26 protein-coding genes are annotated in these 26,453 nt (G+C 36.6%); 12 read left to right on the top strand and 14 right to left on the bottom strand.

All coding sequences use genetic code 11. From position 1 onward, the window contains the following. Together ribD and A0F92_RS13190 are read left to right on the top strand one after the other, a co-directional pair. Positions 1–1,053, top strand: coding sequence for a bifunctional diaminohydroxyphosphoribosylaminopyrimidine deaminase/5-amino-6-(5-phosphoribosylamino)uracil reductase RibD (gene ribD / locus A0F92_RS13195; RefSeq protein ID WP_167517090.1), 1,053 nt, complete (start codon positions 1–3; stop codon positions 1,051–1,053). Next, positions 1,046–1,654 carry an IMPACT family protein gene (locus tag A0F92_RS13190; RefSeq protein ID WP_068246988.1) on the top strand — a complete coding sequence of 203 codons (609 nt, stop codon included), beginning with the start codon at positions 1,046–1,048 and terminating at the stop codon, positions 1,652–1,654. Before ribD ends, A0F92_RS13190 begins: the two co-directional genes overlap by 8 nt. Here A0F92_RS13190 and A0F92_RS13185 read toward each other — a convergent pair whose 3' ends face one another. The 3 genes from A0F92_RS13185 to A0F92_RS13175 all read right to left on the bottom strand — a co-directional run bounded on the left by A0F92_RS13185 (position 1,655) and on the right by A0F92_RS13175 (position 4,097). After that, entirely contained in the window at positions 1,655–2,401 is a 747-nt protein-coding gene (locus tag A0F92_RS13185) for a YdcF family protein (RefSeq protein ID WP_068246985.1), read from the bottom strand. It lies immediately after the preceding gene. An 86-nt stretch (positions 2,402–2,487) separates the two neighbouring features. Then, on the bottom strand, positions 2,488–3,378 hold the full coding sequence (locus tag A0F92_RS13180; protein WP_068246982.1) for a 3-hydroxyacyl-CoA dehydrogenase family protein: 891 nt from the start codon (positions 3,376–3,378) through the stop codon (positions 2,488–2,490). Between the two features lie 119 nt (positions 3,379–3,497). After that, positions 3,498–4,097, bottom strand: a complete 600-nt coding sequence (locus tag A0F92_RS13175; protein ID WP_068246979.1) for a carboxypeptidase-like regulatory domain-containing protein — start codon at positions 4,095–4,097, stop codon at positions 3,498–3,500. A gap of 233 nt (positions 4,098–4,330) precedes the next feature. On the opposite strand from A0F92_RS13175, the gene A0F92_RS13165 reads away from it, so the two are divergent. The 3 genes from A0F92_RS13165 to A0F92_RS13155 all read left to right on the top strand — a co-directional run bounded on the left by A0F92_RS13165 (position 4,331) and on the right by A0F92_RS13155 (position 7,046). After that, positions 4,331–5,425: an Mrp/NBP35 family ATP-binding protein gene (locus tag A0F92_RS13165; RefSeq protein WP_068246973.1), complete on the top strand. Its 1,095-nt coding sequence runs from the start codon at positions 4,331–4,333 to the stop codon at positions 5,423–5,425. Between the two features lie 95 nt (positions 5,426–5,520). Continuing rightward, positions 5,521–6,150 (top strand): FMN-binding negative transcriptional regulator, encoded by a 630-nt coding sequence (locus A0F92_RS13160; RefSeq protein ID WP_068246970.1) that lies wholly within the window; start codon positions 5,521–5,523, stop codon positions 6,148–6,150. After that, complete coding sequence (locus A0F92_RS13155) at positions 6,147–7,046, top strand: glycerophosphodiester phosphodiesterase family protein (protein ID WP_068246967.1); 900 nt, start codon at positions 6,147–6,149, stop codon at positions 7,044–7,046. The genes A0F92_RS13160 and A0F92_RS13155 overlap by 4 nt, the downstream gene beginning before the upstream one ends. Here the strand turns inward: A0F92_RS13155 and A0F92_RS13150 are convergent. Genes A0F92_RS13150 through A0F92_RS13140 form a run of 3 tightly spaced genes read right to left on the bottom strand, consistent with a single transcriptional unit; the run spans position 7,038 to position 10,835 of the window. Beyond that, entirely contained in the window at positions 7,038–8,033 is a 996-nt protein-coding gene (locus tag A0F92_RS13150; RefSeq protein ID WP_068246964.1) for a LacI family DNA-binding transcriptional regulator, read from the bottom strand. The genes A0F92_RS13155 and A0F92_RS13150 overlap by 9 nt on opposite strands. A 20-nt stretch (positions 8,034–8,053) precedes the next feature. Then, the gene (gene treA / locus A0F92_RS13145) at positions 8,054–9,556 is read right to left on the bottom strand and encodes an alpha,alpha-trehalase TreA (RefSeq protein ID WP_068246961.1); all 1,503 of its coding nucleotides are present in this window, start codon (positions 9,554–9,556) and stop codon (positions 8,054–8,056) included. A 28-nt stretch (positions 9,557–9,584) separates the two neighbouring features. Beyond that, a complete protein-coding gene (locus A0F92_RS13140) occupies positions 9,585–10,835 on the bottom strand; it encodes an MFS transporter (RefSeq protein ID WP_068246958.1) in 1,251 nt (416 codons plus the stop codon). A 148-nt stretch (positions 10,836–10,983) separates the two neighbouring features. Between A0F92_RS13140 and A0F92_RS13135 the strand changes: the two genes are divergently transcribed. Then, the gene (locus A0F92_RS13135; RefSeq protein ID WP_068246955.1) at positions 10,984–11,535 is read left to right on the top strand and encodes a fasciclin domain-containing protein; all 552 of its coding nucleotides are present in this window, start codon (positions 10,984–10,986) and stop codon (positions 11,533–11,535) included. Between the two features lie 162 nt (positions 11,536–11,697). Here A0F92_RS13135 and mutS read toward each other — a convergent pair whose 3' ends face one another. Further along, positions 11,698–14,334 carry a DNA mismatch repair protein MutS gene (gene mutS / locus A0F92_RS13130; RefSeq protein WP_068246952.1) on the bottom strand — a complete coding sequence of 879 codons (2,637 nt, stop codon included), beginning with the start codon at positions 14,332–14,334 and terminating at the stop codon, positions 11,698–11,700. 119 nt (positions 14,335–14,453) lie between these two features. Here mutS and porQ point away from each other — a divergent pair, with 119 nt between their 5' ends. After that, positions 14,454–15,479, top strand: a complete 1,026-nt coding sequence (porQ, locus tag A0F92_RS13125; RefSeq protein WP_167517089.1) for a type IX secretion system protein PorQ — start codon at positions 14,454–14,456, stop codon at positions 15,477–15,479. 21 nt (positions 15,480–15,500) lie between these two features. On the opposite strand, the gene bioB is transcribed toward porQ, so the two are convergent. Genes bioB through A0F92_RS13110 form a run of 3 tightly spaced genes read right to left on the bottom strand, consistent with a single transcriptional unit; the run spans position 15,501 to position 18,337 of the window. Next, the gene (gene bioB / locus A0F92_RS13120; protein ID WP_068246945.1) at positions 15,501–16,493 is read right to left on the bottom strand and encodes a biotin synthase BioB; all 993 of its coding nucleotides are present in this window, start codon (positions 16,491–16,493) and stop codon (positions 15,501–15,503) included. Positions 16,494–16,550: 57 nt separating this feature from the next. Then, positions 16,551–17,291 carry an FkbM family methyltransferase gene (locus A0F92_RS13115; protein WP_167517088.1) on the bottom strand — a complete coding sequence of 247 codons (741 nt, stop codon included), beginning with the start codon at positions 17,289–17,291 and terminating at the stop codon, positions 16,551–16,553. Then, positions 17,288–18,337, bottom strand: coding sequence for an RluA family pseudouridine synthase (locus tag A0F92_RS13110; protein WP_253810460.1), 1,050 nt, complete (start codon positions 18,335–18,337; stop codon positions 17,288–17,290). The genes A0F92_RS13115 and A0F92_RS13110 overlap by 4 nt, the downstream gene beginning before the upstream one ends. A 141-nt stretch (positions 18,338–18,478) precedes the next feature. Here A0F92_RS13110 and lipB point away from each other — a divergent pair, with 141 nt between their 5' ends. Further along, positions 18,479–19,171, top strand: coding sequence for a lipoyl(octanoyl) transferase LipB (lipB, locus tag A0F92_RS13105; protein ID WP_068246939.1), 693 nt, complete (start codon positions 18,479–18,481; stop codon positions 19,169–19,171). On the opposite strand, the gene A0F92_RS13100 is transcribed toward lipB, so the two are convergent. Then, complete coding sequence (locus A0F92_RS13100; RefSeq protein WP_068246936.1) at positions 19,168–20,016, bottom strand: hypothetical protein; 849 nt, start codon at positions 20,014–20,016, stop codon at positions 19,168–19,170. The genes lipB and A0F92_RS13100 overlap by 4 nt on opposite strands. A 25-nt stretch (positions 20,017–20,041) precedes the next feature. Next, entirely contained in the window at positions 20,042–20,941 is a 900-nt protein-coding gene (locus A0F92_RS13095) for a 1-aminocyclopropane-1-carboxylate deaminase/D-cysteine desulfhydrase (protein WP_167517087.1), read from the bottom strand. Between the two features lie 77 nt (positions 20,942–21,018). Here A0F92_RS13095 and A0F92_RS13090 point away from each other — a divergent pair, with 77 nt between their 5' ends. Continuing rightward, entirely contained in the window at positions 21,019–21,924 is a 906-nt protein-coding gene (locus A0F92_RS13090) for a nucleotidyltransferase family protein (protein ID WP_068246933.1), read from the top strand. A gap of 77 nt (positions 21,925–22,001) precedes the next feature. On the opposite strand, the gene A0F92_RS13085 is transcribed toward A0F92_RS13090, so the two are convergent. Together A0F92_RS13085 and A0F92_RS13080 are read right to left on the bottom strand one after the other, a co-directional pair. Continuing rightward, on the bottom strand, positions 22,002–23,114 hold the full coding sequence (locus tag A0F92_RS13085) for a S1C family serine protease (protein ID WP_068246930.1): 1,113 nt from the start codon (positions 23,112–23,114) through the stop codon (positions 22,002–22,004). 5 nt (positions 23,115–23,119) lie between these two features. Next, a complete protein-coding gene (locus A0F92_RS13080) occupies positions 23,120–23,686 on the bottom strand; it encodes an RNA polymerase sigma factor (RefSeq protein ID WP_068246927.1) in 567 nt (188 codons plus the stop codon). A 146-nt stretch (positions 23,687–23,832) separates the two neighbouring features. Here A0F92_RS13080 and A0F92_RS13075 point away from each other — a divergent pair, with 146 nt between their 5' ends. From A0F92_RS13075 to A0F92_RS13065, 3 genes are all read left to right on the top strand, one after another. After that, entirely contained in the window at positions 23,833–24,021 is a 189-nt protein-coding gene (locus A0F92_RS13075; RefSeq protein WP_068246924.1) for a hypothetical protein, read from the top strand. A gap of 447 nt (positions 24,022–24,468) precedes the next feature. Then, positions 24,469–25,296, top strand: a complete 828-nt coding sequence (locus tag A0F92_RS13070; RefSeq protein WP_068246921.1) for a prephenate dehydratase — start codon at positions 24,469–24,471, stop codon at positions 25,294–25,296. Continuing rightward, on the top strand, positions 25,283–26,446 hold the full coding sequence (locus tag A0F92_RS13065; protein WP_253810458.1) for a pyridoxal phosphate-dependent aminotransferase: 1,164 nt from the start codon (positions 25,283–25,285) through the stop codon (positions 26,444–26,446). Before A0F92_RS13070 ends, A0F92_RS13065 begins: the two co-directional genes overlap by 14 nt. Positions 26,447–26,453: the final 7 nt, after the last annotated feature.

Raw genomic sequence — 26,453 nt, 5'->3', positions numbered from 1 at the left:
ATGGAAAGAGATCAGTTTTATATGCAACGTTGTATTCAATTGGCAAAAATGGCTGTTGGGTACACCCAACCTAACCCAATGGTGGGTGCTGTTTTGGTATATAATGACAAAATAATTGGAGAGGGGTATCATCAACAATTTGGTGGCCCGCATGCAGAAGTGAATTGCATGAAGAGCGTTTCTGATGCAAACCGGCAACTCATTTCAAAATCTACTTTATATGTTTCATTGGAGCCCTGTGCACATTTTGGTAAAACACCACCATGTAGTTTGCTGATTCTACAGCATAAAATACCGCGGGTAGTTATTGGTACCCTTGATCCTTTTGAGGCAGTAAACGGTAAGGGTATTGATCAATTAAAAGCAGCAGGGGTTGAAGTAGTTACCGGCCTTCTGGAAAAGGAGTGTAAAGAATTAAATAAACGATTTTTTACGTTTCATACAAAAAAAAGACCCTATATTATTTTAAAATGGGCACAAACCGCCGATGCGTTTACTGCGAATCATTCAACAGAACGTTTGTTCATAACAAACGCTTATACCAATCGACTGGTACACAAATGGCGGAGTGAGGAAGCAGCCATTTTTATTGGAAAAAATACAGCTTTGCAGGATAATCCACTTTTAAACAATCGATATTGGCCCAATGGTGCGCAACCTCTGCGAATGGTGATTGATGCCAATTGTGAGCTTCCTGAGCGCTTACATATTTTATCAGATGGAAATCCTACCCTTATCTGGAATCGAAAAATAAACCGTACAACAGGAAGTGTTGAATACATACAATGGAATCAATCAATATCAGCAATCCCTGCTATTGTGCAATCTTGTTATGAAAAAAATATTCAAAGCATTTTGGTCGAAGGGGGTACAACTTTGTTGCAGTGTTTTATTGATGCCGGTTTATGGGATGATGCAAGGGTAATTACCAATACAACAATGTGGATGAACCGTGGCTTACCCGCACCCAAATTACTTGGAGCGCAATTACAATGTTCAGAAAATTTACAAAACGATTTTATTCAATATTTTATTCCTGCTGAATATGAGTGAAACACCTGATTTTTTCTTCACCATTCAACAACCAGCATTTGCAGAATATAAAGACAGAGGCAGTAAATTTCTGGCTTATGCTTATCCCTTAACTTCAAAAGATCAGGTAAAACAATATTTGTCTGATTTAAAAAAAGAACATCCCAAAGCAGTGCATCATTGTTTTGCTTACCGGTTGGGAATGGATAAAACAGATTTTAGAGTGAGTGATGATGGCGAACCTTCCGGAACTGCCGGCAGACCTATTCTTGGACAAATAGACAGCAGGCAGTTAACCAATGTATTAATTATTGTGGTTCGACATTTTGGAGGCACTTTATTAGGCGTTCCAGGATTGATCAATGCATACAAATCTGCAGCAGCGCTTGCTTTGCAAATGGTTCCGGTGGTTCAATGTCCTGTAGCCTTGTTGTATGATTTGCATTTCAATTATAACGCAATGAATGATGTAATGATGATAATTAAACAATACAATTGTTCTATTACTTATCAGGATACGCAGTTGTTTTGTTATATGAAAATTGGAATACCCAAGGCAAGATTGAATGAAGTTTTGTTTAAACTAAATGATTTACGATCAGTTGAAATAAAAGCGTTGTAGTTACAATTTATTGGTAATGCGGTACACAGCAAATCCAATCATTTCCTTGAATAGTTCCTGCCAGTTATAGAAGTTACAAAAATTTGGAATGATAAAATCATACCAATTATTTTTTCGGTTGGGTAAAACGTTGTAATGAACGGGGTAGGGTATTACAGGAATACCTGCTTTCTGAAAAACAGCAAATGCACGGCGCATATGTTCTGCAGATGTTATTAATAAAAAGGGTGGTTTAAGATGATCGGCTTCTATCAGTTTTTTGGTATACAATGCGTTTTCGTAAGTATTGCGTGATTGGTCTTCTACCAAAATATCATTTTCCGGAACAGCAGCTTTCAAAAACTGTTGTTGTAAAAATTTGGCTTCTTTATCAACGGTATCCAACAACAATCCTGAACCTCCACTTACAATAATTTTGTGAATGGCGCCAACGCTATACAACTGCAAAGCGGCAGTGTACCTTTCGGCTGCGCCATTAAAAAAGCCTTCATGGTTTTTATTAAAACTAATTAATCCACCCAATACTATGGCTGCCTCGCTATGCTGATTAAATTGAACAGGATTGGTTTGCCATCGGCTTTCTGCACTGTTGTACAAATAAGTATTACTGAATAAAATGAAAAGGCCAATACCCAATATTTTAAAGACTTTTTTTGACTTTGAAAAATAATATGCTATCCCCAAAATAACACACCAGGTAAGGGGCGAAAGTAAAAAGAATAATAGTTTAGAAAGCACAAAAAACATGATGCAGATAGTTCAAACTTAAAAAAGAAAAATTGCCGTTGTGGTAAATTTAAGTGATTGATCTCAGGTTAGAAGCACTGTAATATTTAATGCCTGAATCGGTTACTTACAATCAATTCCTTATTGCCGGCAGTATAAGTATAAAATCCTTCTCCGGATTTTACGCCTAATTTTCCTGCAGTAACCATGTTGATCAATAACGGACAGGGTGCATACTTTGGATTACCCAGCCCTTTATGCAGCACCTCTAAAATACTGAGGCAAACATCTAACCCAATAAAATCGGCCAGTTGAAGGGGCCCCATTGGATGGGCCATACCCAATTTCATGATGGTATCAATGGCTTCAACATTGGCAACACCTTCATATAAACTGTAAATAGCTTCATTAATCATGGGCATTAAAATTCTGTTGGCAATAAAACCCGGGTAATCATTTACCACACATGGAATTTTCCCTAATTGGATGCTTAGTGCTATAATGGTATTGCTAACATCGGGATGTGTATCATAACCATTGATAATTTCAACTAACTTCATTACAGGCACGGGATTCATAAAGTGCATTCCAATTACCCGGTTGGGCCGTTTAGTAACTGAGGCAATTTTTGTAATGGAAATCGATGATGTATTAGAAGCTAATATGGCATTGGCAGGCGCAAATGCGTCTAATTGCTGAAATAATTGCAATTTTATATCTATGTTTTCAGTAGCTGCTTCTACAACAAGGGCAGCCTGTTGTACTCCATTTTCAATGGTAGTATGTGTAACAATATTTTGCAGTGTTTTAATTTTTTTTTCTTCTGTAATCATTCCTTTCCCAACCTGTCGTTCTAAATTTTTTGCAATGGTAGCCATTGCTTTGTCTAATTGAGGTGGGTGTACATCTATTAAAGACACTTTAAATCCATTCTGTGCAAATACATGTGCAATACCATTACCCATAGTGCCTGCGCCAACAATTGAAACATATTCCATAAATAAATTATTTAAATAAGCTAAATTGCAATATAGGCTCACTAATATCCACCGGAACCGGAGGAAGACGATTTTTTGCTTTTAAAATCACCTCTTTTCCAGGCTTTAATAAAATCGGCCTAGGCAAGTGGGTTAAAAATATTTTGAGGAGGTAATTGCCCTTGATAGTAGTATCGGTTTGCCTGTTGTCTTAACTGATAATTTACTGCTTCACGGCCGTCGGCAGGTAATGCAGCCAATAGCGCTCTGCGTTTCGATTCGTCGGTATTTTGTCGGGCAATTTCATATTGATCATCCGGAATTTGCGTATTCACAAAATCTCTTTCAAATTGTTCGCGGGTAGGCCTGGGTTTTAAAATGGCGGCAGGCAAATAGTTAGTATCGCTCACCAATAATACAATTAAACTATATTGGTTATCGGTTAAATGGGTAGGAATTTCATAGGTTTTATCTTTATAACCAATAGATGAAAAGGTAATTTTATCGCCTTTTAAAACTGCAATAGAAAAGATGCCATCATAATTTGTAATGGTACCCCTGCCTTTGCCATCTACAATTACACTGGTAGAAGGAATGGCCTTTAAACTATCAGAAGTCATTACCACTCCATATAACTGAATTACAGAATCTTTGGATGCTTTACTGATTTGTGCCTGAAGTTTTGGCGCAAACAGAAAAAGAACAATGGCAGGCAAAAAATATTGTAGAATTTGTTTCATTCGTTATTTGATAAAATATTTTTTTGCAACTAACTGAAAACCGAATTGCAATTTAGGGTAAAATCTCTGTCTATATATGTACATACCAATTTCAGTGATTAAAAATATGGCTTTATACACAATGAGAAACAAAGGTTTTCTATAAATGTTGATTACTGCTAATTTCGTAACAAAGTAAGAGGGAAGGGGATTAACTTTGCGAAAATTTACTTTTTTTAACAAAAACTTGCGTGATGACTGAAGCTGATATTTTAAAAGCACTCAGCAATGTACAGGAACCGGATTTGGGCAAAGATCTTGTTACATTGAATATGGTAAAAGATATTGTTATCGATGATAATGAAGTTAGCTTCACTATTGTTTTAACCACTCCGGCTTGTCCGTTGAAAGAAATAATTGGAAAAGCTAGTGAAAATGCCATTCATACATTCGTGAATAAAAACGCAAAAGTGAATATCAATTTTACTGCCCATACAACCACCAATAGAAAAGATGCCCTTCAACTTTTGACCGGCGTAAAAAATATTATTGCAGTGGTAAGCGGAAAGGGTGGAGTAGGAAAAAGTACCGTTGCCGCAAATCTGGCCTTGGCATTGGCCGAGGGTGGCGCTCATGTAGGTTTAATGGATGCAGATATTTACGGACCCAGCGTTCCTATTATGTTTGGCGTACGCGGACAACGCCCCATGATGCGTGAAATGAATGGCAAAGGGATCATTATTCCTTTAGAAAAATACCACATTAAATTGATGAGCATTGGCTTGCTGGTTGATGAAAAAAATGCAGTAGTATGGCGCGGCCCTATGGCCAGCAGTGCCATAAAACAGTTTGTAACAGAAGTTGACTGGGGTGAATTGGATTATCTGGTAATCGATATGCCTCCCGGAACCGGCGATATTCATTTAACACTAATGCAAACTGTACCTGTAACAGGTGTAGTTATTGTAACAACACCACAACCGGTGGCTTTGGCTGATGCCAAGAAGGGAATTGCCATGTTTGGACAGGCACAAATTAATGTGCCCATCATCGGTCTGGTTGAAAATATGGCTTATTTTACTCCTGCAGAATTGCCCAACAATAAATATTACCTGTTTGGAAAAGAAGGAGGCAAAAAATTAGCTGAGGAGTATGAATTGCCATTTCTGGGGCAAATTCCCATTGTGCAAAGCATACGTGAAGGGGGAGATACCGGTGTTCCTGCAATGGCGGGAGATGATGTTATTTCGCAGGAAGCATTTAGAACTATTACCAATATTGCGGTAAGGAATATTGCCATGCGGAATGCGAATATGATCAATACCCAACCGGTAGCCGTTCCATCTTAAAAAAAGGATAGCCTGGAAAACGGATAGGCTCTGTTCCAATTCATTACGAACCGGGCATTAGAAATGGACATCGGTTGAATCCCAAAATTGCGAACATGTATCATTTGCCACATTTCAAAGCCAATTATCCCAACGATGTATTTGCATTTATGCAGGCACATCCTTTCATTACTTTATGTGGATGTTCGCCTGAGGGCTGGCCTGTGGCAACACATATTCCTGTACTGATTGAAAAAAGAAATGAAACTATTTTTCTTACAGGTCATGTTATGCGCAATCAATTACACACACTGGCTTATGAAGCAAATAACAAGGTATTGGCAATTTTTCAGGGGCCGGAAAGTTATGTTAGCGCAGCTTGGTACAGCCCGCCCGCAGTGGCCAGTACCTGGAATTATATGGCGGTACATGCATCAGGAATCATCAGGTTTTTAGATGATGCAGAATTGTATCAATTATTAGTACGGCAAACCCGTTATTTTGAAGGTACAGCAAACAGTACTGTAGATGTTGAAAAGATGCCCGCTGATTATGTAAAAGAAAACATGAAAGCCATTGTAGCTTTTGAAATAGAAGTTACACAATGCAACCATGTGTTTAAACTCAGTCAGAATAAAGATGAAGAAAGTTTTCAGTCTGTTGTGGGGCATTTAAAAACCGGCAATGCATCACAACAGGCTTTGGCCAATGAAATGTTGAAAATAAAAATTCAATCAGCCAAATGAAAAAATATAGTATTTTATTTTTATTGATGATGTCTTGTACCACTGCTAAAATACAACAAGCCACCCAACCCGGTTTTTTTGATAAAGAAGGCCATAGGGGTTGCAGGGGGTTGATGCCTGAAAATACAATTCCTGCATTTTTAAAAGCAATTGAGTTAGGGGTAACTACACTTGAAATGGATGCAGTGATTACAAAAGATAGTCAGGTACTAATTAGTCACGATCCTTATATTAATCAAGAATTTTCTTTACATCATGATGGAACACCGGTAACAGCTGCAGAAGAAAAAACTTTGAATATTTATCAGATGACGTATGCTGAAACACAGCAATATGATGTGGGTATGAAATTTTATCCGCGATTTCCCAATCAGCAAAAAATTGCGATACATAAGCCCAAACTTAGTGCAGTGATTGATGCGGTAGAAGCCTATACCCATTTGCACCATTTACCACCGGTTCAATACAACATTGAAACAAAAAGTACCGATTCTACCGACGGTATTTTCCATCCTGATCCTGCCTCTTTTGTTCGTTTAATTATGAATATAGTTGAAGCGAAAGGTATTGCTTCAAGAGTTATTATTCAATCATTTGATATCAGAACATTGCAATACCTGCATCATCATTATCCTGCAATTAAAACTGCTTTATTGGTAGAACCCCCAATGCAATTGAATTTCGCGGCACAGTTAAAGCAACTCGGATTTATCCCTACCATTTATTCGCCCGATTATAGTATGGTTACGCCTTTGCTGGTAAAACAATGCCGGGATTTGGGTATTGCATTAATACCCTGGACGGTGGATGATTTGCCAACCATGGAGCGTTTAAAAAAGATGGGTGTAAACGGCTTAATCAGCGATTATCCTGATTTGTATAAAAAATTAAAGTGAGTTACCGCTAACAAGAATAGACGGAACTAATATTTCTTTGAATGTTTTATCACCATGCAAACATTCCATCATTCTTTTGAAAGCATATTTTCCTAATTTTTTCCCACTGGTTTCAATGTATGTGATATTGGGTTGAAATAAAGTAGGAATAAATCCATTACTGATGCTGATAACAGCAGTTTGTTCAGGAATTTTTATTTTTTTTTCATATAATGCCTGCATGACACCCATTAAAATTTGATCGCCCATACAAAAAATAGCATCGGGTATGTTTTTGGAATTTAAAAAATGTAAGGTTTCTTTTTTAGCAGCTTTTGTTTGATCAGGAAACCGGCAATTTACAATTGCAGCAGGAGCAAATGTTTGAAAAGTATGTATGAATGCTTCCAATCTTTTTTCAGTGATGGATAGGTTCGGATAACCAAATAAAGCCAGAACATTTTTTTTCTGATGCTCAATAAGTGCATATGCAGCTAAGGTTGCACTTTCTGTATCTGCCAAACAAATTTTATTACAGTTTTCATGATGCGGAACCCTATCAATATACACCACCGGTATGTTCTGTTCTTCTAATTTTTCAAATGCTGATATGTCGTTATTTTCTTTAGTAACCGATACAAATAATCCCGAAACCCTGTTTTTTTTCAACAATTTTAAATTGTTTTGTTCCACTTCACTGCTTTCGCCCGATTGCATAATTAATAAAGAATAACCGGCCTTTCTTGCTTCTTCTTCAACAGATGCAATAAAGGTATCATAAAAAAAATTTGTAATAGTAGGTATCATAATACCCAGTACGTTGCTAACGTTGGTTCGCAATTGAATGGCATATGCATTAGGTTCATATTCTAAAGATGCTGCCAATTCTCTTACTTTTTGTTTGGTTTTTTCGGCAATATCCGGATGATTTTTTAACGCTCTGGAAACGGTAGAAATGCTCATGTTTAATATTTGAGCCAATTGCTTTAAAGTGCTGGTTTGTTGCATTGCGTATATTTTTCAAAAAATTAATCATCATTTTTCAAGGCCAGAAAAATACCGTTGGTCCACCCAAAACCATCTTGGGTAGGATATTCACCACCACCCGCATGTATGCAGGATGTTTCAACATTGTATTTCTCCATTAATTTTCCTGTATTTTTGTACACTGTTTCATTGAGTAACAGCCAGTTCTCTTTTAACTGATGGGCTAAATGATTTTCCTGATAATTTTTGAGACCTTTATAAGTTATCCATTGCAGAGGTGCCCATCCATTCGGTGCATCCCATTGCTGGCCTGAATGCAATGTAGTAGTAATGGCACCGCCTTGTTGTAAAAATTTTTCAGCCGTAATGGCTGCAACTTTAGCTGCATCTTCTTTCGATGTAATTGAAAAAAATAAGGGATATAATGCTGCCAGTGAATAAACTGTTTTTTGTTGCTTTTTAATAAACTGATAATCAAAATAAAAACCCTTCTCTTCATTCCAGCAAAACTGCCGAATGGCTTCCTTGCGTTGTGTACTTTTTTGGATAAATAAGTTTGCTTTGTTAGTATGGCCGGTACCATTATAAATATTGGCAAGCGTTTCTTCGATAAATAAAAGCAAACAATTCAAATCAACCGGAATAATATGGGTGGTTTCAATTGTGGCCATGTTTTGTGCATCAGTAAACCAGCGGCTCGAAAAATCCCAGCCCGATTCTGCTGCAGCTCTGATATGGCGGTATATTTCATTAGCAGTAGCCCCTGCTACCTGTTGAGCCAAGTGTGTATCTTCCTTATAGGCTTCCGGCCTGGGTGTATCAGCATCATCCCAGTATCTGTTTAAAACAGCACCATTTTCTAATAAAACAACTCTTCTGTAGGTTGTTTGGGTTTCAGATAACTGGTCAGCTCCATCCATCCAGTAAGCATATTCTTTTTCAATTGCAGGTAAATAATCCAATAAAATATGGGTCCCTTTTTTTGCAGCCAGTAATTCCACCATTAAACAAAAAAATGGCGGTTGTGAGCGGCTAAGATAATAGGTTCTGTTACCATTGGGAATATGGCCGAACGTATTAATTAAATAGGAAAAATTTTTAATCATATTTTCAATGATATCCCATCTTCTATCCACACTTAACCCAAGCATTGTAAAATAGCTATCCCAATAGTAAATTTCTCTGAAACGTCCGCCGGGTATAATATAAGGGTAGGGTAGTGGAATCAATGTGCCACCCTTTTCTCCGGGTTGCCGGGTTAATACTTCCCATAAATCCTGAATATTGGTAGTAATATCTTTATTGTCTGAATGATAATGAAGTGTACTGTCACTTGGCAGTTTAAAATGCGTTTCAATAAACGATAACAAATTAAAATCGGTTGAATTTTTTTGTGACTGATAGGAATGAATAATTTGTTCAACGGAATGAACAGGAATGGCATCTACAAAAAATTTAGAATCAGAAAATAAATTACTTTGTTGGATGGTAACATATAATTCTCCAAAATCTTCAATATTTAATAAGTTATCAAATGTTTGCATATAGAATAAAATGAAATTGATTGAATGTTTACACTTGTGAATGTTGTTGTTTGTATTTGAGTTGTAATTTTCTGAAAATAAACAAACAAAGCGCCAAAATAGTGATTGGTATCAATGAAAAGTAGAATGCCTGAGTACCCCCATAATATTGAAAAATATTGCCGGTAATTAAAGAGCCTGTTGTACCGCCCAATGCGGAAAAAATAATAATTAATCCAGACATAACACCTTGCTTTTCTACCGAAAGTGTACTTAAAATAACTGAATTAATGGCCGGATAAATAGGTGCAATTAATAATCCAATCATAGGGAAAATGAATGCTGCAATGGGAACAGTAGCCCAACCGGTAATGGGTTGCCCCGTTGTTTTTTCTGCTAACGGTATGGCCACTAACACTAAAATGGTTGCCAGAATCAAACATAAAAACAGTGTTGTAAACCAATTTAATTTTTTTAGTACCAGGCCGGCTAAAAAGCGGCCCGCTGCAGTAGAGCCGGCTAAAATACTGGCCATTTCTATACTTAGTGTGGTTGGTAATTTTAAAACCTGGCTATTAAAAGTGGGCAGCCAGCTCATAATACTTTGTTCAATTAATACATAAAAAAATGCACAGGCAATAAAAATAACTACAATTGGAGAAACAATTAATTGAAACATTTCTCCAACACTTTTCGCTAATGAAATTTTCTGAACTTGCTGTTGTGCTTTTGATTCATCGAGTCGTGCACTCAATAATAAAATAAAAGCAAATGTAGTGCAGGCCCCCAACCAAACATACACTTTCAGCCAGGCGGTAGAATGTGGATCTTTATCGTTTACAAAATAGCTGAATATAAAATAGCCTGCTAAAATACCCACCATAAAAAATGATTCTACAAAATTCATGAGGCTGATATGTTCTTTTTCAGAGCGAGTAACTAATCCAATGGTACTGTACACTGATATTTTAATTAATGCAAAACTGGAACCTATAGCCGCAAATAAAAGCTTGGTGGCAAAAAAGCTATTGGTATAAGGCATTGAAAAACACACCAATGAAATAAATGCAAGTGCAATGAGCATCGATTTTTTATAGCCTATTTTAGTAATAAAAGAAGATATAATAAATGAAACGATGGCAATACTTAAATCTTTAAAGGGCTCCAAAACGGCTGCAGCACCTTGTGTTACACCATAATTATTTTGAACTTGCAGAATAACCGTGCCTACACTATTTAATAAAATAGCAAACACGAAATAATTAATGAATATCGAGAGTTTAATTCTCCATTGATGCATGGCAAATCATTTAAGATGAAGTTTAAAGGTTGAATTTAATTACTTATTGGCATACCGGGATACAAAAAAAATCAGAAATACAAAACCGAATTGATTCCGCCCTCGTAACTATTGTACAAAACATTTAAAAACAAATACAAAAAACACTATGAAAAGAATTTTTTTAATGATGACAGCGGCTTTGGTAATGAATGCAACTATGGCTCAAAAAGAAAAAACTGTTGAAGTTGGCGGAGCGCCAATGTATCCCAGTAAAAACATTGTGCAAAATGCAGTAAATTCAAAAGATCATACCACACTGGTAGCTGCAGTAAAAGCCGCCGGATTGGTTGAAACTTTACAAAGTGCCGGTCCGTTTACGGTTTTTGCACCCACCAATGAAGCCTTCAATAAATTACCAGCCGGAACTGTTGATAATTTGGTAAAACCGGAAAACAAGGCTTTATTAACTAAAATTTTGACTTATCATGTAGTGGCAGGAAAATACAATGCCAAAGACATTGCGAAATTAATTAAAGAAGGCCATGGTAAAGCAACTTTAAAAACAGTAGAGGGTGGTACATTAACCGCTACAATAGAAGGCAAAAAACTAGTATTAACCGATGCCAAAGGAGGTAAAAGCTATGTTACTATTGCCGATGTAAATCAAAGTAACGGAGTAATACATGTTATTGATACCGTATTAATGCCAGGTGCATAAAAATGAAGGAGGGAGAATACTTTAGCATCTAATATCCAATATAATTCAGCATCCAATACTTTTAAAAAACCGCAAATCCAATACAATCTTTTAAAAACAATCAGGGTAACAGGAAACAGAGAGACGTATCAGTAATAGGATCGTCTCTCTGTATTTCAAATACTAGCGAAGCATATCTTTTATTTCGTTCAACTTCATCAGCGCCTCAACCGGCGTAAGTCGGTTAATGTCAATGGCAGCCAGTATTTTACGAATGTTTTCAAAAGTTTCGGTATGTGCATCAAAAATAGATAACTGAACTTGTGGCGCTTTTATCAATTTTCCTGATTTTATTTTCGGCAAATGTGTTGTTGTATCAGGTTCATCATCATTATGTTGATGTTGTAATTCTTTTCCTTCCAATTGCAGTAAAATTTGGTTGGCCCGTTCAATTAATTCAGGCGGCATGCCGGCCATTTTAGCAACATGAATACCAAAACTATGTGTGCTGCCACCCGGCGCCAGTTTTCGCAGAAAAATAACTTTATTACTTGTTTCTTTATTGGTAATATGAAAATTTTTTACCCGTGACAATTGGTTTTCCAGTGCATTTAATTCGTGGTAATGGGTAGCAAATAATGTTTTTGGCGTAAATGGCGAATCGTGCAAGTATTCTACCATACTCCATGCAATGGAAATACCATCATAGGTTGAGGTACCTCTTCCTATTTCATCTAATAAAATTAAACTCCGTTCTGAAAGGTTGTTAATAATGCTGGCTGTTTCATTCATTTCTACCATAAAAGTAGATTCACCCCCACTTAAATTATCGCTGGCACCAACACGGGTAAAAATTTTATCGGTTAATGGAATAGAGGCATTTGCAGCAGGTACAAAACTGCCCATGTGAGCCATGAGCGTAATTAAGGCAGTTTGACGTAATATGGCGCTTTTACCACTCATGTTTGGTCCGGTTAAAATAATAATTTGCTGGGTTAAAGGATCCAATGAAATATCATTAGCAATATATGCTTCACCTGAAGGCATATTTCGTTCAATGACCGGATGCCGGCTTTCTTTTAAATGCAATGCTAACCCATCGTGTATTTCAGGTTTTCTGTATTCAAATTTCAACGCATTTTCAGCGAAACAGATTAAACAATCCATAATGGCTAACGTACTGCCATTTACCTGTATGGGTGCAATATAATCTTGCAGCGCAGTTAACAGTGCATCATATAAACCGGACTCTAGTGCAAGAATTTTTTCTTCAGCACCCATTATTTTTTCTTCATATTCTTTTAACTCAGGCGTAATGTATCGCTCAGCATTGGTTAAAGTTTGCTTCCTTATCCAGTGTGTGGGTACTTTATTTTTATGAGCGTTGGTAACTTCCAGGTAATAACCAAATACATTGTTGAAACTAATCTTCAATGATGTTATTCCGGTGGCTTCGGATTCTTTTTGTTGGATATTGAGTAAGTATGATTTACCTCCTGAAGCAATTTTTCTTAATTCATCTAAGTTTGCATCCACCCCAACTTGTATAACATCTCCTTTCTGTGCAGAAACCGGGGGTGGATCTTTTAGCTCTTTAATAATTTTTTCTGTAATTACGCTGCAATTATTTAACGCATCAGATAAACGTTGTAAATAAATATTGTTACAATTGGCAAATGCGCTTTTTATGGCAGCGGTTTGCTGTAATCCTTTGGCAATTTGCAATACTTCGCGGGGATTAATTTTTTTTGTGGGAATTTTACTCAGTAAGCGTTCAATATCACCACACTGCTTAATGGCATGGGCAGTTTTGCTGCGTAATTCAGGTTCCTTAATTAAATAAGCAACCGCATCTAATCTTTCCTGAATCGCAATTTTATTTTTAAGTGGAAAAACCATCCAGCGTTGCAATAAACGGGCGCCCATTGGGTTTATGGTATTGTCTAAAATTTGTAATAATCCGTTGCCTTCATTATGGCCGCTACCCAATAATTCTAAGTTGCGAATGGTGAAACGATCCATCCATAAAAAATCTTCTTTTTCAATCCGTTTTATTGCTGTAATATGTTGTAGGTTAGGATGTTCTGTTTCTTTCAGATAATGCAGAATAGCTCCGGCTGCTACTATTCCGGCTTTTAAATGTTCAATGCCAAAACCTTTTAATGAATGCGATTGAAAATGCTTGAGCAAGCTTTCATTGGCAAACAATTCATCAAAAATCCATGACTCTAGTGTGTAGGTATAAAACTTGTTACCAAATAATTCTTTGAATTGTTTTTGGTGGTTGCGTTGAAAGATTACCTCTGCCGGTTTTAAACTTTGCAGTAATTTATCAGCATATTCTATATTGCCTTCTGCAATAAAAAACTCACCGGTTGAAATATCCAAAAAAGCAATTCCTGTAATAGTTTCTGTAAAATGAACGGCAGCTAAAAAATTATTGCTGTTATGTTCCAGTAATTTATCATTGGTGGCAATACCCGGGGTAACCAATTCGGTTACACCTCTTTTTACAATGCCTTTGGCCTGTTTTGGATCTTCTAACTGGTCGCAAATGGCCACCCGATAACCGGCTTTTACTAATTTGTGTAAATATGTTTCTAAGGCATGGTGCGGAAAACCGGCCAGCTCAGATGCAGCAGCAGCGCCATTATTTCTCTTGGTTAGGGTAATACCTAAAACGGATGATGCAACAATAGCATCGGCACCAAAAGTTTCATAAAAATCGCCTACCCGAAATAACAGAATGGCATCAGGGTATTTTTGCTTGATTGCATTATGCTGTTGCATTAAGGGGGTTTCTGAAACTGATTTTTGCATGACAACAAATATAATTATTGCTGCAAAGCTTACCCATTCCTTTTTTTAAAGGGGAAAATTTAGTTTGGAAGCTAACTTTTACCGGAACAATTACAAGTTTTAGTATCTTGACCGCGCTAATGAAACAACTGCAATTCCTTCTTTTTTTGCTGTTATGCAGCATGGGTTTGTTTGCCCAAACATTGGGCGGAAATACTGTATATAATTTTGTTACACAGCCTAATACAGCCCAATTGTCTGCATTGGGAGGGGTAAATATTTCCAATATTAGCAATGATGTGGGTATGGCTTTTCAAAATCCGGCACTGTTAAGGCCTGCTATGCAGCAGCAACTCAATACTGCTTTCAATAATTTTATTGCAGGCATTAAAAATTATAGCTTAACCACTGCATGGTATTTGAATCAATCAAAAACCAATGTAGCCATTGGTATTAATTATTTTGATTATGGCATTTTAACTCAAACAGATGCTGCCGGCAATGTTTTCGGAACATTTAAACCTGTAGATTATGTGGCGCAGCTCCTATTTTCGCATGCTTATCACAACAATTGGTGGGTGGGTGGTACTTTTAAATTCATGAATAGCCATTATGCCCAATATAAAAGCAGCGGAATAGCAATAGATATTGGATTAAATTATTATGATTCCGCTCGGGGTTTTCAGGCCGGATTGGTTGTTAAAAATATGGGATCGCAATTAAAAACTTATACCCATGGCATAAGAGAAGAATTGCCTTTTGATGTGCAAATGGGCTTTACTAAAAGATTAGAAAAGGCACCTTTGCAATTTTCATTAACGGCGCATCATTTACAAACCTTTAATACCTTGTATAATGATACTGCTTTTAATGCAGCTTATAGTAATACAAGCAATAATGCTAATTTTATAAATCAATTGGTAACCCATTTGGTTGCTTCTGTACAATTGTTGATTGATCATAAAGTAGAAGTTACCGTAGGCTATAATTTTTTACGCCGTCACGATTTAAATGCTTATGCTACGGCCAATGGTTTAAATGGATTTACGTTGGGTGCAGGTGTGCTATTTAAAAAAATACACATTCGTTATGCAACCGGTTTTTATCAGCAAAACATGTTTCACCAGGTTAGTTTAAATTTTAACTGGAAGGGTGATGGCCTTTAGAATAAATGAATTGTTGAGCCGCTATACCATTTCACTCAAATGTTGTTTTTCTTCTTTAAAAGATTCTCTTGGTACCAAACCCAGTAATTCAAACATAACATTGTCTTCTTCAAAACTGGGGTTGGGAGTGGTTAATAATTTATCTCCGGCAAAAATTGAGTTGGCACCTGCCAGAAAGCATAGTGCTTGCTCTGCAATAGTCATACTGGTTCTTCCGGCACTCAGGCGTACCATGGTTGCAGGCATAATAATTCTTGCTGTGGCAATCATTCTCACCATATCCCATACATCTACTTTTTTATTATGTGCCAAAGGGGTTCCGGCAATGGGTACCAGTGCATTAATGGGTACACTTTCCGGGTGTTGGGGCATTGTTGCCAGTGTATGTAGCATTTTTATTCTGTCTTCATGTGTTTCGCCTAATCCAATAATACCGCCGCAACAAACCGTAACACCAGCTTTTCTTACATTTTCTAAAGTATTTAATCTGTCGTTGTATGTTCTGGTAGTAATGATTTCGTGATAGTGTTCCTCACTGGTATCTAAATTATGGTTGTAGGCATATAAACCGGCATCTGCTAATTTTTTTGCCTGATCTTCAGTCAGCATACCCAGTGTACAGCAAACTTCCATGCCCATTTCATTTACGCCTTTTACCATTTCCAATACCCGGTCAAAATCTCTGTTATCGCGTACTTCACGCCAGGCTGCACCCATACAAAAACGGGTACTGCCAGCATCTTTTGCTTTTTTTGCATAAGCCAGTACTTCTTCTTTTTGCATTAAAGCCTGAACATTTACATCGGTATTATAACGTGCTGCCTGTGGGCAATAGGCACAATCTTCGGTACAACCTCCGGTTTTAATACTCAGTAAAGTACAAACCTGTACTTCTGCAGTGTTATTGTATTTTTTATGCAGGGTTGCTGCATTGAATATTAATTCCAATAAAGGTGAGCGGTATATATTTTCAATTTCTAAAAGGGTCCAGTTACTTCTGATATCTGTTTGCATATAATTGATTTCTACTTTTTCAGCGACAAATATAGGAATACCTGTAAAACTTTGCGATTAATCCGGTTGAGGTGCCGCTAAAAAGAAATAAACTTTTTCATGAATGAAAAAATGGTTGAATTGGGCATAAGTAAGTGGTTCTTTTTGTTGTAGCCATCCGCTTAAAGTAAAAATGTTATAGCGCAGTGTTTGGTTAAATAAGGCAAACATTTTTCTGGAAGGAATACCATATACACCGGCACCGGTTTTACCAAATTCAAACAAAACTATGGGCTTACAGCGTTGTATGGTTTGCATAGCGCCTTCTAATACTAAAAACTCTGCCCCTTCCACATCTATTTTAATTAGCTGTATTTGGATGGATGAAGGAATAACTGCATCTAACGTATTTAAGTTAACAGGTATGTAGTCATCTAATTCATGCCGGTCATAAGGCCTTTTTCGTATACTACTGTATGCCATATTGGTTGTAACCAGATTAAAGGTTGAAATGCCTGTACTATTACTCAATGCATAAGGATACACCTTTACTTTTTCATTAAATTTTTTTTCTAAATGTTTAAACAATTGTGGGATGGGCTCAAAAGCATAGTGTTGTTGGCGGGGTGATGCCGCTACCATCATTGCTGTAATTTTTCCTTTGTGAGCACCTACATCTACACCAATGCCTTCATTTTGTAAAACTTTTTTTATAACGCGGTGGGTTTGACGATCTATTCGTTCATTCTTTGTGAGTGCAATGGGAGCATGCAGTACGCATTGTTTCAACAAATTTCTGATGAAGTGGTAAACTGTCAATCTGTTATGTTTTTGTGTTGAATATAGTTTCTCCATTTTTCAATTACCTGTGCCATATCGGTCGGTAAATCAGATTCAAATAATACCTCTTTGCCCGTAACCGGATGCACAAAGCCCAGCGTTTTTGCGTGTAATGCACATCTGTTACAAACAGTAAAACAATTCTCAACAAATTGTTTGTAACGGGTGTAAATGGTTCCCTTTAAAATTTTATCGCCACCATATTCAAAATCATTAAACAGGGCATGGCCTAAATATTTCATATGTACCCTTATTTGGTGGGTTCTTCCGGTTTCTAACACACATTCAACTAATGTCACATAATTAAATCGTTCCAACACACGGTAATGTGTAATGGCATGCTTGCCAATTTCACCATCGGGATATGCGGCAAACATTTTTCTATATTGCTGGTGCCGGGCAATATGTGCATCAATGGTACCTTCATCTGCTTCTATATTTCCCCACACCAATGCCACATATTTTCGTTTAACGGTATGATGAAAAAATTGTTTGGCCAAATGTGCGGCTGCATCGGCAGTTTTAGCCAACACAATTAAACCGGTTGTATTTTTATCAATACGATGTACCAGGCCATAACGCGGCAATTCATCTTCATTTAAAGCAGCGTTTTGTTGCAGTAAATGATATTTTACACCATTCAGTAATGTGCCGGTATAATTACCTATTCCCGGATGCACCACCATATTGGCTGTTTTATTAATGACCATAATGGCATCATCTTCAAACACTATGTTTAAAGGAATGGGTTCAGCTTTAACTTCGGTATATTCAGGATTATTGAAACTGAGTAATACAATTTCATCGCCGGGTTTAATTCTGTAATTGCTCTTTACAATTTTTCCATTTACGGTTAAGAAACCTGCTTCAATACCTTTCTGAATTTTGTTGCGTGTGGTATTTTCCAATCGCATTTGTAACCATTTGTCAATACGAATGGGTTCCTGATTTTTATCAATTGAAAACGCTTTGCGTTCATAAAGGTTTTCATTGTTTTCTTCAGCAGGTATTTGAATGTCTTCCATATTCATTATTGCAAATATAGGTGCAGGCCATAAAAATGTATTATTTTCAACGGCCTGCTTTTGTAACTTTGCCAAATTACTTTGAAGAAATACTTTGAAAAGTGCTGCTGAAATTTATATTCAATTTTAATTTATTCAGTTATGGAGCGGTTGGTTTATTTTGAAGATTTAGGTTTAAAAGATTATAAAAGTGTATGGGATTTTCAGGAGCAACTGCTTGCAACCAATGTAGCCTTAAAATCGAATGAAGTTACCCGGAAACAAACCAAAAATTATTTGCTTTTTGTTGAACATACACCCGTTTATACATTGGGTAAAAGCGGAAAACGCGAACATATTTTGATTTCAGAAGCTGAAATGAAGGAAAAAAGTATTGATTTTTTTCATATTAACAGAGGCGGTGATATTACTTTTCATGGTCCGCAACAAATTGTTGGTTATCCTATTCTTGATTTAGATAAATTTAAAACTGATTTAGGCTGGTACCTGCGCAGTTTGGAAGAAGTTATCATTCAAACATTGGCAATTTATGGTATAAAAGGCAGCCGCAGTGAGGGCGAAACCGGTGTTTGGATTGATCCGGATAAAAAGGGTTTTGAACGTAAAATTTGTGCTATGGGTATTAAATGCAGCAGGTGGATTACCATGCATGGTTTTGCTTTCAACATCAATACCGATTTAAATTATTTCAACAATATTATACCCTGTGGTATTCAAAATAAACAGGTTACCTCGCTGCAAAAAGAGTTGGGAATGCCTATTCCCATGGATGAGGTAAAACAACACGTAAAAGAAAACTTTGCAAAGGTGTTTGAGGTGGGATGGGCAGTTTAAAAATCTTTTTCTATATAAAACTTGTTTTTTTCTTTCAGGTGGTGGTCTTCATACAGTTCAAAATAAAACCAGCCTGCATGTAAAAAATTAGATTTATCTACTACCAGATATGGATCTTTTATCCCATTCATCTGAAATAGCAATTCATTCTTGTCATTAAAAAACTTTACATTGTAATCATGTGCTTTTGCATTGGGTAAAGCAATGGTTACATAGCCTTTATTATTGGTAAAAACAAATACAGATGGCTTCCACACCATTTTTGGAATATACCTTCTTAATATAATTTCATTTTCTGCTACTATACTTAGCGTGTCTTTGGTTTTTGTAGCAATTGAATCTTTAAAATGCCTGTAATCTTTGGGTTCCAGCATATACAATAACGAATCGCGCTCTTTATTAAAGATGCGGAACATGATAACCGTTTCATTATTTTGCGTAGGTTGACCCGATAATAAAATCTGGTTATTTTTTTGGGCATCTGCCATAACTTTTAAATTATCCGGCGATTGGGAAGCAGTAAAAAAATATTTACCTCCTTGCAGTACATAAAAAATACGATAATACACTGTAACTCCCGGTGTAATCTGATTGTCTACAAATCCGTTTTGCACCAATTCTGGCGATTGGGCCGAAAAAATACTGGTAAAAAATTTTAAACTATCGTAAGAGCGCTGCACAACTAATTGATTGCAATCTGGATGTGGATTGATCCAACTGATTTGATTTTTATTTTTAGTGAGCGCATGCACCGAAAAATTGGGCAAGGTATCGTTTTGCTGTGCAAGTGCAGGCAATTGACCACAAACTAGAAAAACAACGGCAAGGAAATAAATACGTTTCATTCAGACAAATATAGCGGTGATGCTGTTATGAAAACTTCAAAATATGCGGTAACAAGGATGCATTACCCTGTAAACCGCCACTATGAACAGCTACAATATTACTTCCTGAAGGGAAATAATTTTTTTCTATTAAATCGAAAACAGCCCACATAAGTTTTGCTGTATAAACTTTATCGGTAGGTAAGCGGTATAATTGCCACCATTCATTCATTTGTTGCAGTAGCTGATTGTTGTGTTTTGCATAGCCCCCAAAATGATAGGTATTCAACCAAACCATTTGTTTCATTTTTTCCTGTTCTTTTACCAGTAGTGCAATATCCTGCTGTATATTTTCGGCGCCTTTTAAAACGGGAATTCCTAAAATAGTTTGGTGTGGTACTGCACCCTTTAGTAATCCTGCCAGCATGGTACCTGTGCCAACAGCCCCGGCAATATGGGTGGTTTGCGAAGGAATAAACCGGTGTATGGTTGCTGCACCTGCTGCACCCGGTTCACCATAACCGCCTTCCTGCACCCAATAATAACCGGATTGATGAAATTGCTGCTGCAGCAGGGTTTTATTCCGATAATCTGTTCTGCTGATAAAATGCAATTCCATATCGGCGTTGGCAGCAGCTTTCAGTGTAGGGGTAATTTTTTCTTCACCTCTTATAAAGCCAATACAAGGCATGCCTGCCATTTTACAGGCTACAGCTGTTGCTAAAATATGATTGGAATATGCACCCCCAAAAGTAGCAATATGGCTGCTTTTTTTTTGAAAAGCTTCATTTAAATAAAATTGTAATTTAAACCATTTGTTACCACTTACTTCAGGATGAATAACATCTAATCGCAAAACAGTGAGTGTTATGTTTTGGTTAACAACTGCATAAGTTAGTGGAATGGCTTGCAAATAGGGCATTTTATCAAAAGGTAATGTAAACATGCAGCATGTATTTGTAATAAAACTATTGGATGTTTTAAACTTATCTTTTAGCTTCGCAAAGATTCAAATTTACAATTATGCAACCAACACTCGTTATTTTAGCAGCAGGTATGGCCAGCAGGTATGGTTCTATGAAACAAACAGAAGCTTTTGGTCCCGGTGGCGAAACCATTATGGAATATTCTATTTTTGATGCCATTAGAAGTGGGTTTTCGAAAGTAGTTTTTATAATTCGTGAAGAATTTGCAGATGCCTTTAAAGCACAATTTGAGCCCCGTTTAAATGGTAAAATTGAAATAGATTATGTGTACCAGCACATACATGATTTTGTGGGAAGCCACACTGTTCCTTCTGATAGGGTAAAACCCTGGGGTACAGCCCATGCATTATTATGCTGTAAAGAGAAAATAACTGAACCATTTGCCATCATCAATGCAGATGATTTTTATGGAAGAGAAGCTTTTGAAAAAGCTGCTAAATTTTTGCAGCAGGAATGCAATGAAACAACCTATGCCATTATGGGTTATGAATTATCGAAAACACTGAGTGGCAATGGAAGTGTAAGCCGCGGTGTTTGTTCTGTAAATGAAGCACAACAATTGGTGAATATCAAGGAAAGAACAAAAATTTATAGAGATCATACATCCGGAAAAATTATATTTGAAGAGGAAAACGGGAATGGTACTTTGCCAGATAATACCCCTGTCAGTATGAATTTCTTCGGTTTTCATCCCAACATTATTGCGCTGGCAGAAAAATTGTTTGGTGAATTTCTCGATAAGCATATCAAAAATATTAAATCAGAATTTTTTATTCCTTTAGTGGTTGATGAATTTGTGAAAAGAAATTTAGGCGTGGTAAAAGTATTGCCTACATCTGCCCAATGGTTTGGGGTTACTTATAAAGAAGATGCGCCGGAAGTGAAAAAAAGCATTGAAGCATTGGTACAATCAGGAGCATATCCTGAATATTTGTGGAAATAATGGGTTCATTCCATTGTTTAAAACAGAAAAGCCACCCGATTTAATGAGGTGGCTTTTTTAATGTTATAAAACTTTACTTAGTTATTGTAAGCCTTCACCAAAAACACACAATCTTCCATTTTCTTCACCTGTTCTTCTCTGTTGTTATTGGCAATATATGATTTTAAGGGGAGTTTAATTTTTGTGCTATTTTTTTCCGAATCATTGTTGTTTAAGTGGTTCACTAAGCTGTAAATATTTTTGCTTTTGATAGCAAAAGTAATACCATCGGCATGGGTTTGGCGTGTACTTAAAATACCAATTACTTCACCTTTTTTGTTTAAAACAGGGCCTCCGCTATTACCGGGATTAGAATTCATTTGAATTTGTGTACTTAAAGTATCTCCATCAAAACCTGTTTTTGCACTTAAATAACCCTGCGTGTAAACAATTTCATTTCTGGGATAGCCCAGAGTAAAAATTTCTTCCCCTAAATCGCCGCTTTTTTTAGCAATGCTGTAAGGCAAAAATTTCAGTGGCTGATAATCTTTATCATTAATTTTTAAAATAGCCAAATCAATAGCAGGGTCAATATTTACTATACTGGCAGTAAATTCCTGTCCTTTGTTATTTACAACAATAGCACCGGAGCCTCTTAAAACGTGGGCGTTGGTAACAAGATAGCCTTTGGTATCAATTAAAAAACCGGTACCGCCGCTAATTAAACGGGCATTTTCAGGCAATTTGCTTTTCACTTCATTAATTAATGAGCCTTGTACTTGTTGGTTACGTTTAATTACCTCAATATCTTTGCTCAACTGTTGCAACTGACTAACATTAACTGCTGGGCTAAAATAAGCAAACATAGCACTGGTTATAATGGCAATAGCGCCTGCAACGCTGGCAGCAATGGAGGTAACTTTTTTGTACCGGTTCCAAAGCATGATGATTTTGCCTTTGGTATGGATGGCCGAACCTTCGTTAATTTCACCTTTTTCCATCAGTTTTTGATGGCTTTGGTGCAATGCCTGTTTAAATTGCTGGCGGTCGGCAAATGCATCCATTTGTGCTAAAAACATGCTATGTTCAACCACCATTTGATCAATTTCGGGCGTATTTTTTCGCAACTGTTCAAAATAGGCTTTTTCGGCAGGTAACATGGTACCATCCAGGTAACGCTCAATTGCTTGTATTAAAAGAATGTCTTCCATTGTATTTATTCTCCAATATTATATTGTGCAAAGAATAGTTTTTTCAATCGGGTTAAACATTTATACTTCTGGTTTTTGGCATTATCTGCATTGGTGTACCCAAACGATTTGGCCAGTTCCTGCATATCTAATTTTTTCAAATAATAGCCTTCCAATAAACTTTTACAGGGTTCACCTAAACTATTGAGTGCCCTTTCCATTATTGCAAACTCGGCGTTGCGTTTTTCATGAATCTCAAGGTCATCTTCCACCTGAACAGTCTCTTCAAAGCCATCAATTTGTTGAACAAATCTGCCCATTTGTTGTAATCGTTTAAGCCATAATCTCCTGCATATGGAATATACATACGTGCTAATTTTAGAGGTTAAAACAAATGATTCGCTTTTTGCTTTTTCATATAGCGCAATCATAGCTTCCTGAAAAATATCTCTGGCATCATCGTAAGTACCATTGTTATTGAGAATAAAAGACTGTACCATATTAAAGTTTTCTTTATATATGATTTCAATAACTCTGGTATCGTTGCTTGCCAAACCTTTCAGTAATTCCTGTTCGTTAAACTCAGCTTTCACGCGATGTACTTTTAATACTTGAAGGAGGGTAAAAGTAACCCAAAAATTACTTAAAATATTATTTCAAAAAAAATCTTGTGGCAGGGTTACCTTTTATTACAGTGTGGTATTAATAGAAAATTCATTCACAAAAAAAGCTCACAACAATGAAAAAATTATTAGCCGTTTTAGCAGTAGCCGGTGTTATGGCAGCCTGCAACAATGCAAAATCTGATGAAGCAAAAACTGATTCAACAACTGCCGTTAAAGTAGATAGCGCTGCTGCAAAAGTAGATACTGCTGCTGCAAAAGTAGATAGCGCTGCTGCAAAAGTAGATAGCGCTGCTAAAAAATAATTGCAATAAGCAAACATACTTACTTCAAAAGGCAGCCTGCAGCCGAAGTAAAGTATAGAAGAGTTTTTCATATGGCAAGCAATCGTTAGAGGCCATTCCGTTTCCACGGAAGGGCTTTTTTCTTTCGGTAAAGTCAGAGTATTTTTAACAATTTGTACCCTTTTTTAGATCATTTCATATCAATACCTCATGTAATATAATTAGTATATAAATTATAAATAATTAAAAACTAAAGCATGTTAGTTTTTAAAAATATTTAAAATTTTTTTTGTGGTGATTTTTGAATGCCTTATTTTTGAGGCATTATGAAACAAATTACAGCAAATACCGGTTTCTGTTTTTTCTTTTATTACTACTTTATTCAATAGTAGCCGGGTGTAATTTGCCAATGTTTAATTTTAAAACAACCAATATAACACCCGGCCTAAAGCCGGGATTTTTTATTTTATGAAAAAAAAAATAGCAATTCAGGGTTATGAAGGCAGTTTTCATCACATGGCTGCCATCGAATACTTCGGTAAAAATGTAGAAATTATAGCATGTGCCACATTTAAAGATCTGGTAAAAATAGCCGGCACCAAAAAGGAAAGTAATGGTGGTATAATGGCTATTGAAAATTCTATTGTGGGTAGCATATTACCCAATTACGGATTATTGCAGAAAGGTAATCTGCAAATTACCGGAGAAGTGTATTTGCCGGTTAAGCAACACCTTATGGTTGATCCGGGTGTTCGGTTAGAAGATATTAAAGAAGTGCATTCACATCCCATGGCTATTCAGCAATGTTTGGAGTTTTTAGAAAAACATAACTGGAAATTGGTTGAAACGGAAGATACTGCATTAAGCGCACAGATTTTAAGTACACAACATAAAAAAGCGATTGCAGCTATTGCCAGTTCATTGGCAGCAGAATTGTATGAATTGGATATCATTGCCCCCAATATTCAAACACAGAAAAATAATTACACCCGTTTCCTGGTAGTAGAACGTACAGAGGATGCAACCGAGGCTGCCGATGCAAACAAAGCAACCGTTCACTTTGCAACCGATCATACAAAAGGAAGTCTGGCTAAAGTGCTCACCATTATTGCCGATAATGGCATCAATTTAAGTAAGCTGCAAAGTATGCCTATTGCCGGTACTAATTTTAAGTACAGCTTTTATGCTGATATGGAATTTGAAAATGTAAACGAATTGAATAAAGTATTAAAACTTTTGAAGCCTCATATCGATATGTTTAAAAATTTCGGTATTTATAAAAATGGAAATATTTAATATGATACCCATTGCAGACAGATTACAGGGAGTGGGAGAATATTATTTTTCCGGTAAACTCAGAGAAATAGATACTTTGAACCGCGAAGGGAAGCAAATTATTAATTTGGGTATTGGCAGTCCTGATATGCCTCCGCATCCAGATGTAATTGCTGCATTGCAACAAAATGCAGTTTTGCCCAATGTACATGGCTATCAATCATACAAGGGCTCACCGGTATTGCAAAAGGCAATTGCCGACTGGTATAAGGTATGGTATCGGGTTGATTTAGATTCCGAGACGGAAATTTTACCACTAATAGGCAGCAAAGAGGGGTTAATGCATATTTGCATGACCTATCTGAACCCGGGAGATGAAGTTTTGGTTCCTAATCCTGGTTATCCAACCTACAGCAGTGCAGTTACGTTAGCAGGTGGTATTTGCAGAAATTATGAAATGAAGGAACAAGCAAACTGGGCACCAGATTTCAACGCATTGGCGCAAGAAGACTTGTCGAAGGTGAAGTTAATGTTTGTAAACTACCCGCACATGCCTACAGGTCAGAACGGGCATTTGGCCTTATTTGAAAAAATGGTAGTATTTGCACACCGGCATCAAATTTTAATTGTTCACGATAATCCCTACAGTTTTATTTTGAATGAACATCCGGTTAGTATGCTACAGGTGAATGGGGCCAAAGATGTAGTGATAGAATTAAATTCATTAAGCAAAAGCCATAATATGGCCGGGTGGCGTGTGGGAATGTTGTGTGGCAGGAAAGAAAGAATTGATGAAGTATTGCGCTTTAAAAGTAATATGGATAGTGGCATGTTTTTGCCATTACAATTAGCCGCTGCAAAAGCACTTTCATTAGGGAAAGATTGGTTTATGGAGTTGAATAAAGTTTATACCAAACGCAGGGAGAAGGTTTTTGAATTACTCGATTTATTGCAATGCACCTATCAAAAAAATCAGGTGGGGTTATTTGTTTGGGCAGCTGTTCCTAAGCATGTAAAAGATGGTTTTGATTTAAGTGATTTCGTTTTATACAATGCCGGAATTTTTATTACACCGGGAGGTATTTTTGGAACAGCAGGTAATCAATATGTACGGATAAGCCTTTGTGCAACAGAAGAAAAATTAATGGAAGCCATTCATCGAATTAAGTAAATGAACT

Origin of the sequence: Hydrotalea flava (genome assembly GCF_001623405.1) — a bacterium.
Lineage (GTDB): Bacteria > Bacteroidota > Bacteroidia > Chitinophagales > Chitinophagaceae > Hydrotalea > Hydrotalea flava.
Note: the sequence above shows the minus strand (reverse complement) of the source record. Positions and strands in the feature narration are given on the sequence as shown.

Coding starts and splice junctions, on each gene's coding strand:
- ribD (WP_167517090.1), top strand. CDS start 1: ATGGAAAGAGATCAGTTTTATATGCAACGTTGTATTCAATTGGCAAAA.
- A0F92_RS13190 (WP_068246988.1), top strand. CDS start 1,046: ATGAGTGAAACACCTGATTTTTTCTTCACCATTCAACAACCAGCATTT.
- A0F92_RS13185 (WP_068246985.1), bottom strand. CDS start 2,401: ATGTTTTTTGTGCTTTCTAAACTATTATTCTTTTTACTTTCGCCCCTT.
- A0F92_RS13180 (WP_068246982.1), bottom strand. CDS start 3,378: ATGGAATATGTTTCAATTGTTGGCGCAGGCACTATGGGTAATGGTATT.
- A0F92_RS13175 (WP_068246979.1), bottom strand. CDS start 4,097: ATGAAACAAATTCTACAATATTTTTTGCCTGCCATTGTTCTTTTTCTG.
- A0F92_RS13165 (WP_068246973.1), top strand. CDS start 4,331: ATGACTGAAGCTGATATTTTAAAAGCACTCAGCAATGTACAGGAACCG.
- A0F92_RS13160 (WP_068246970.1), top strand. CDS start 5,521: ATGTATCATTTGCCACATTTCAAAGCCAATTATCCCAACGATGTATTT.
- A0F92_RS13155 (WP_068246967.1), top strand. CDS start 6,147: ATGAAAAAATATAGTATTTTATTTTTATTGATGATGTCTTGTACCACT.
- A0F92_RS13150 (WP_068246964.1), bottom strand. CDS start 8,033: ATGCAACAAACCAGCACTTTAAAGCAATTGGCTCAAATATTAAACATG.
- treA (WP_068246961.1), bottom strand. CDS start 9,556: ATGCAAACATTTGATAACTTATTAAATATTGAAGATTTTGGAGAATTA.
- A0F92_RS13140 (WP_068246958.1), bottom strand. CDS start 10,835: ATGCATCAATGGAGAATTAAACTCTCGATATTCATTAATTATTTCGTG.
- A0F92_RS13135 (WP_068246955.1), top strand. CDS start 10,984: ATGAAAAGAATTTTTTTAATGATGACAGCGGCTTTGGTAATGAATGCA.
- mutS (WP_068246952.1), bottom strand. CDS start 14,334: ATGCAAAAATCAGTTTCAGAAACCCCCTTAATGCAACAGCATAATGCA.
- porQ (WP_167517089.1), top strand. CDS start 14,454: ATGAAACAACTGCAATTCCTTCTTTTTTTGCTGTTATGCAGCATGGGT.
- bioB (WP_068246945.1), bottom strand. CDS start 16,493: ATGCAAACAGATATCAGAAGTAACTGGACCCTTTTAGAAATTGAAAAT.
- A0F92_RS13110 (WP_253810460.1), bottom strand. CDS start 18,337: ATGGAAGACATTCAAATACCTGCTGAAGAAAACAATGAAAACCTTTAT.
- lipB (WP_068246939.1), top strand. CDS start 18,479: ATGGAGCGGTTGGTTTATTTTGAAGATTTAGGTTTAAAAGATTATAAA.
- A0F92_RS13100 (WP_068246936.1), bottom strand. CDS start 20,016: ATGAAACGTATTTATTTCCTTGCCGTTGTTTTTCTAGTTTGTGGTCAA.
- A0F92_RS13095 (WP_167517087.1), bottom strand. CDS start 20,941: ATGTTTACATTACCTTTTGATAAAATGCCCTATTTGCAAGCCATTCCA.
- A0F92_RS13090 (WP_068246933.1), top strand. CDS start 21,019: ATGCAACCAACACTCGTTATTTTAGCAGCAGGTATGGCCAGCAGGTAT.
- A0F92_RS13085 (WP_068246930.1), bottom strand. CDS start 23,114: ATGGAAGACATTCTTTTAATACAAGCAATTGAGCGTTACCTGGATGGT.
- A0F92_RS13075 (WP_068246924.1), top strand. CDS start 23,833: ATGAAAAAATTATTAGCCGTTTTAGCAGTAGCCGGTGTTATGGCAGCC.
- A0F92_RS13070 (WP_068246921.1), top strand. CDS start 24,469: ATGAAAAAAAAAATAGCAATTCAGGGTTATGAAGGCAGTTTTCATCAC.
- A0F92_RS13065 (WP_253810458.1), top strand. CDS start 25,283: ATGGAAATATTTAATATGATACCCATTGCAGACAGATTACAGGGAGTG.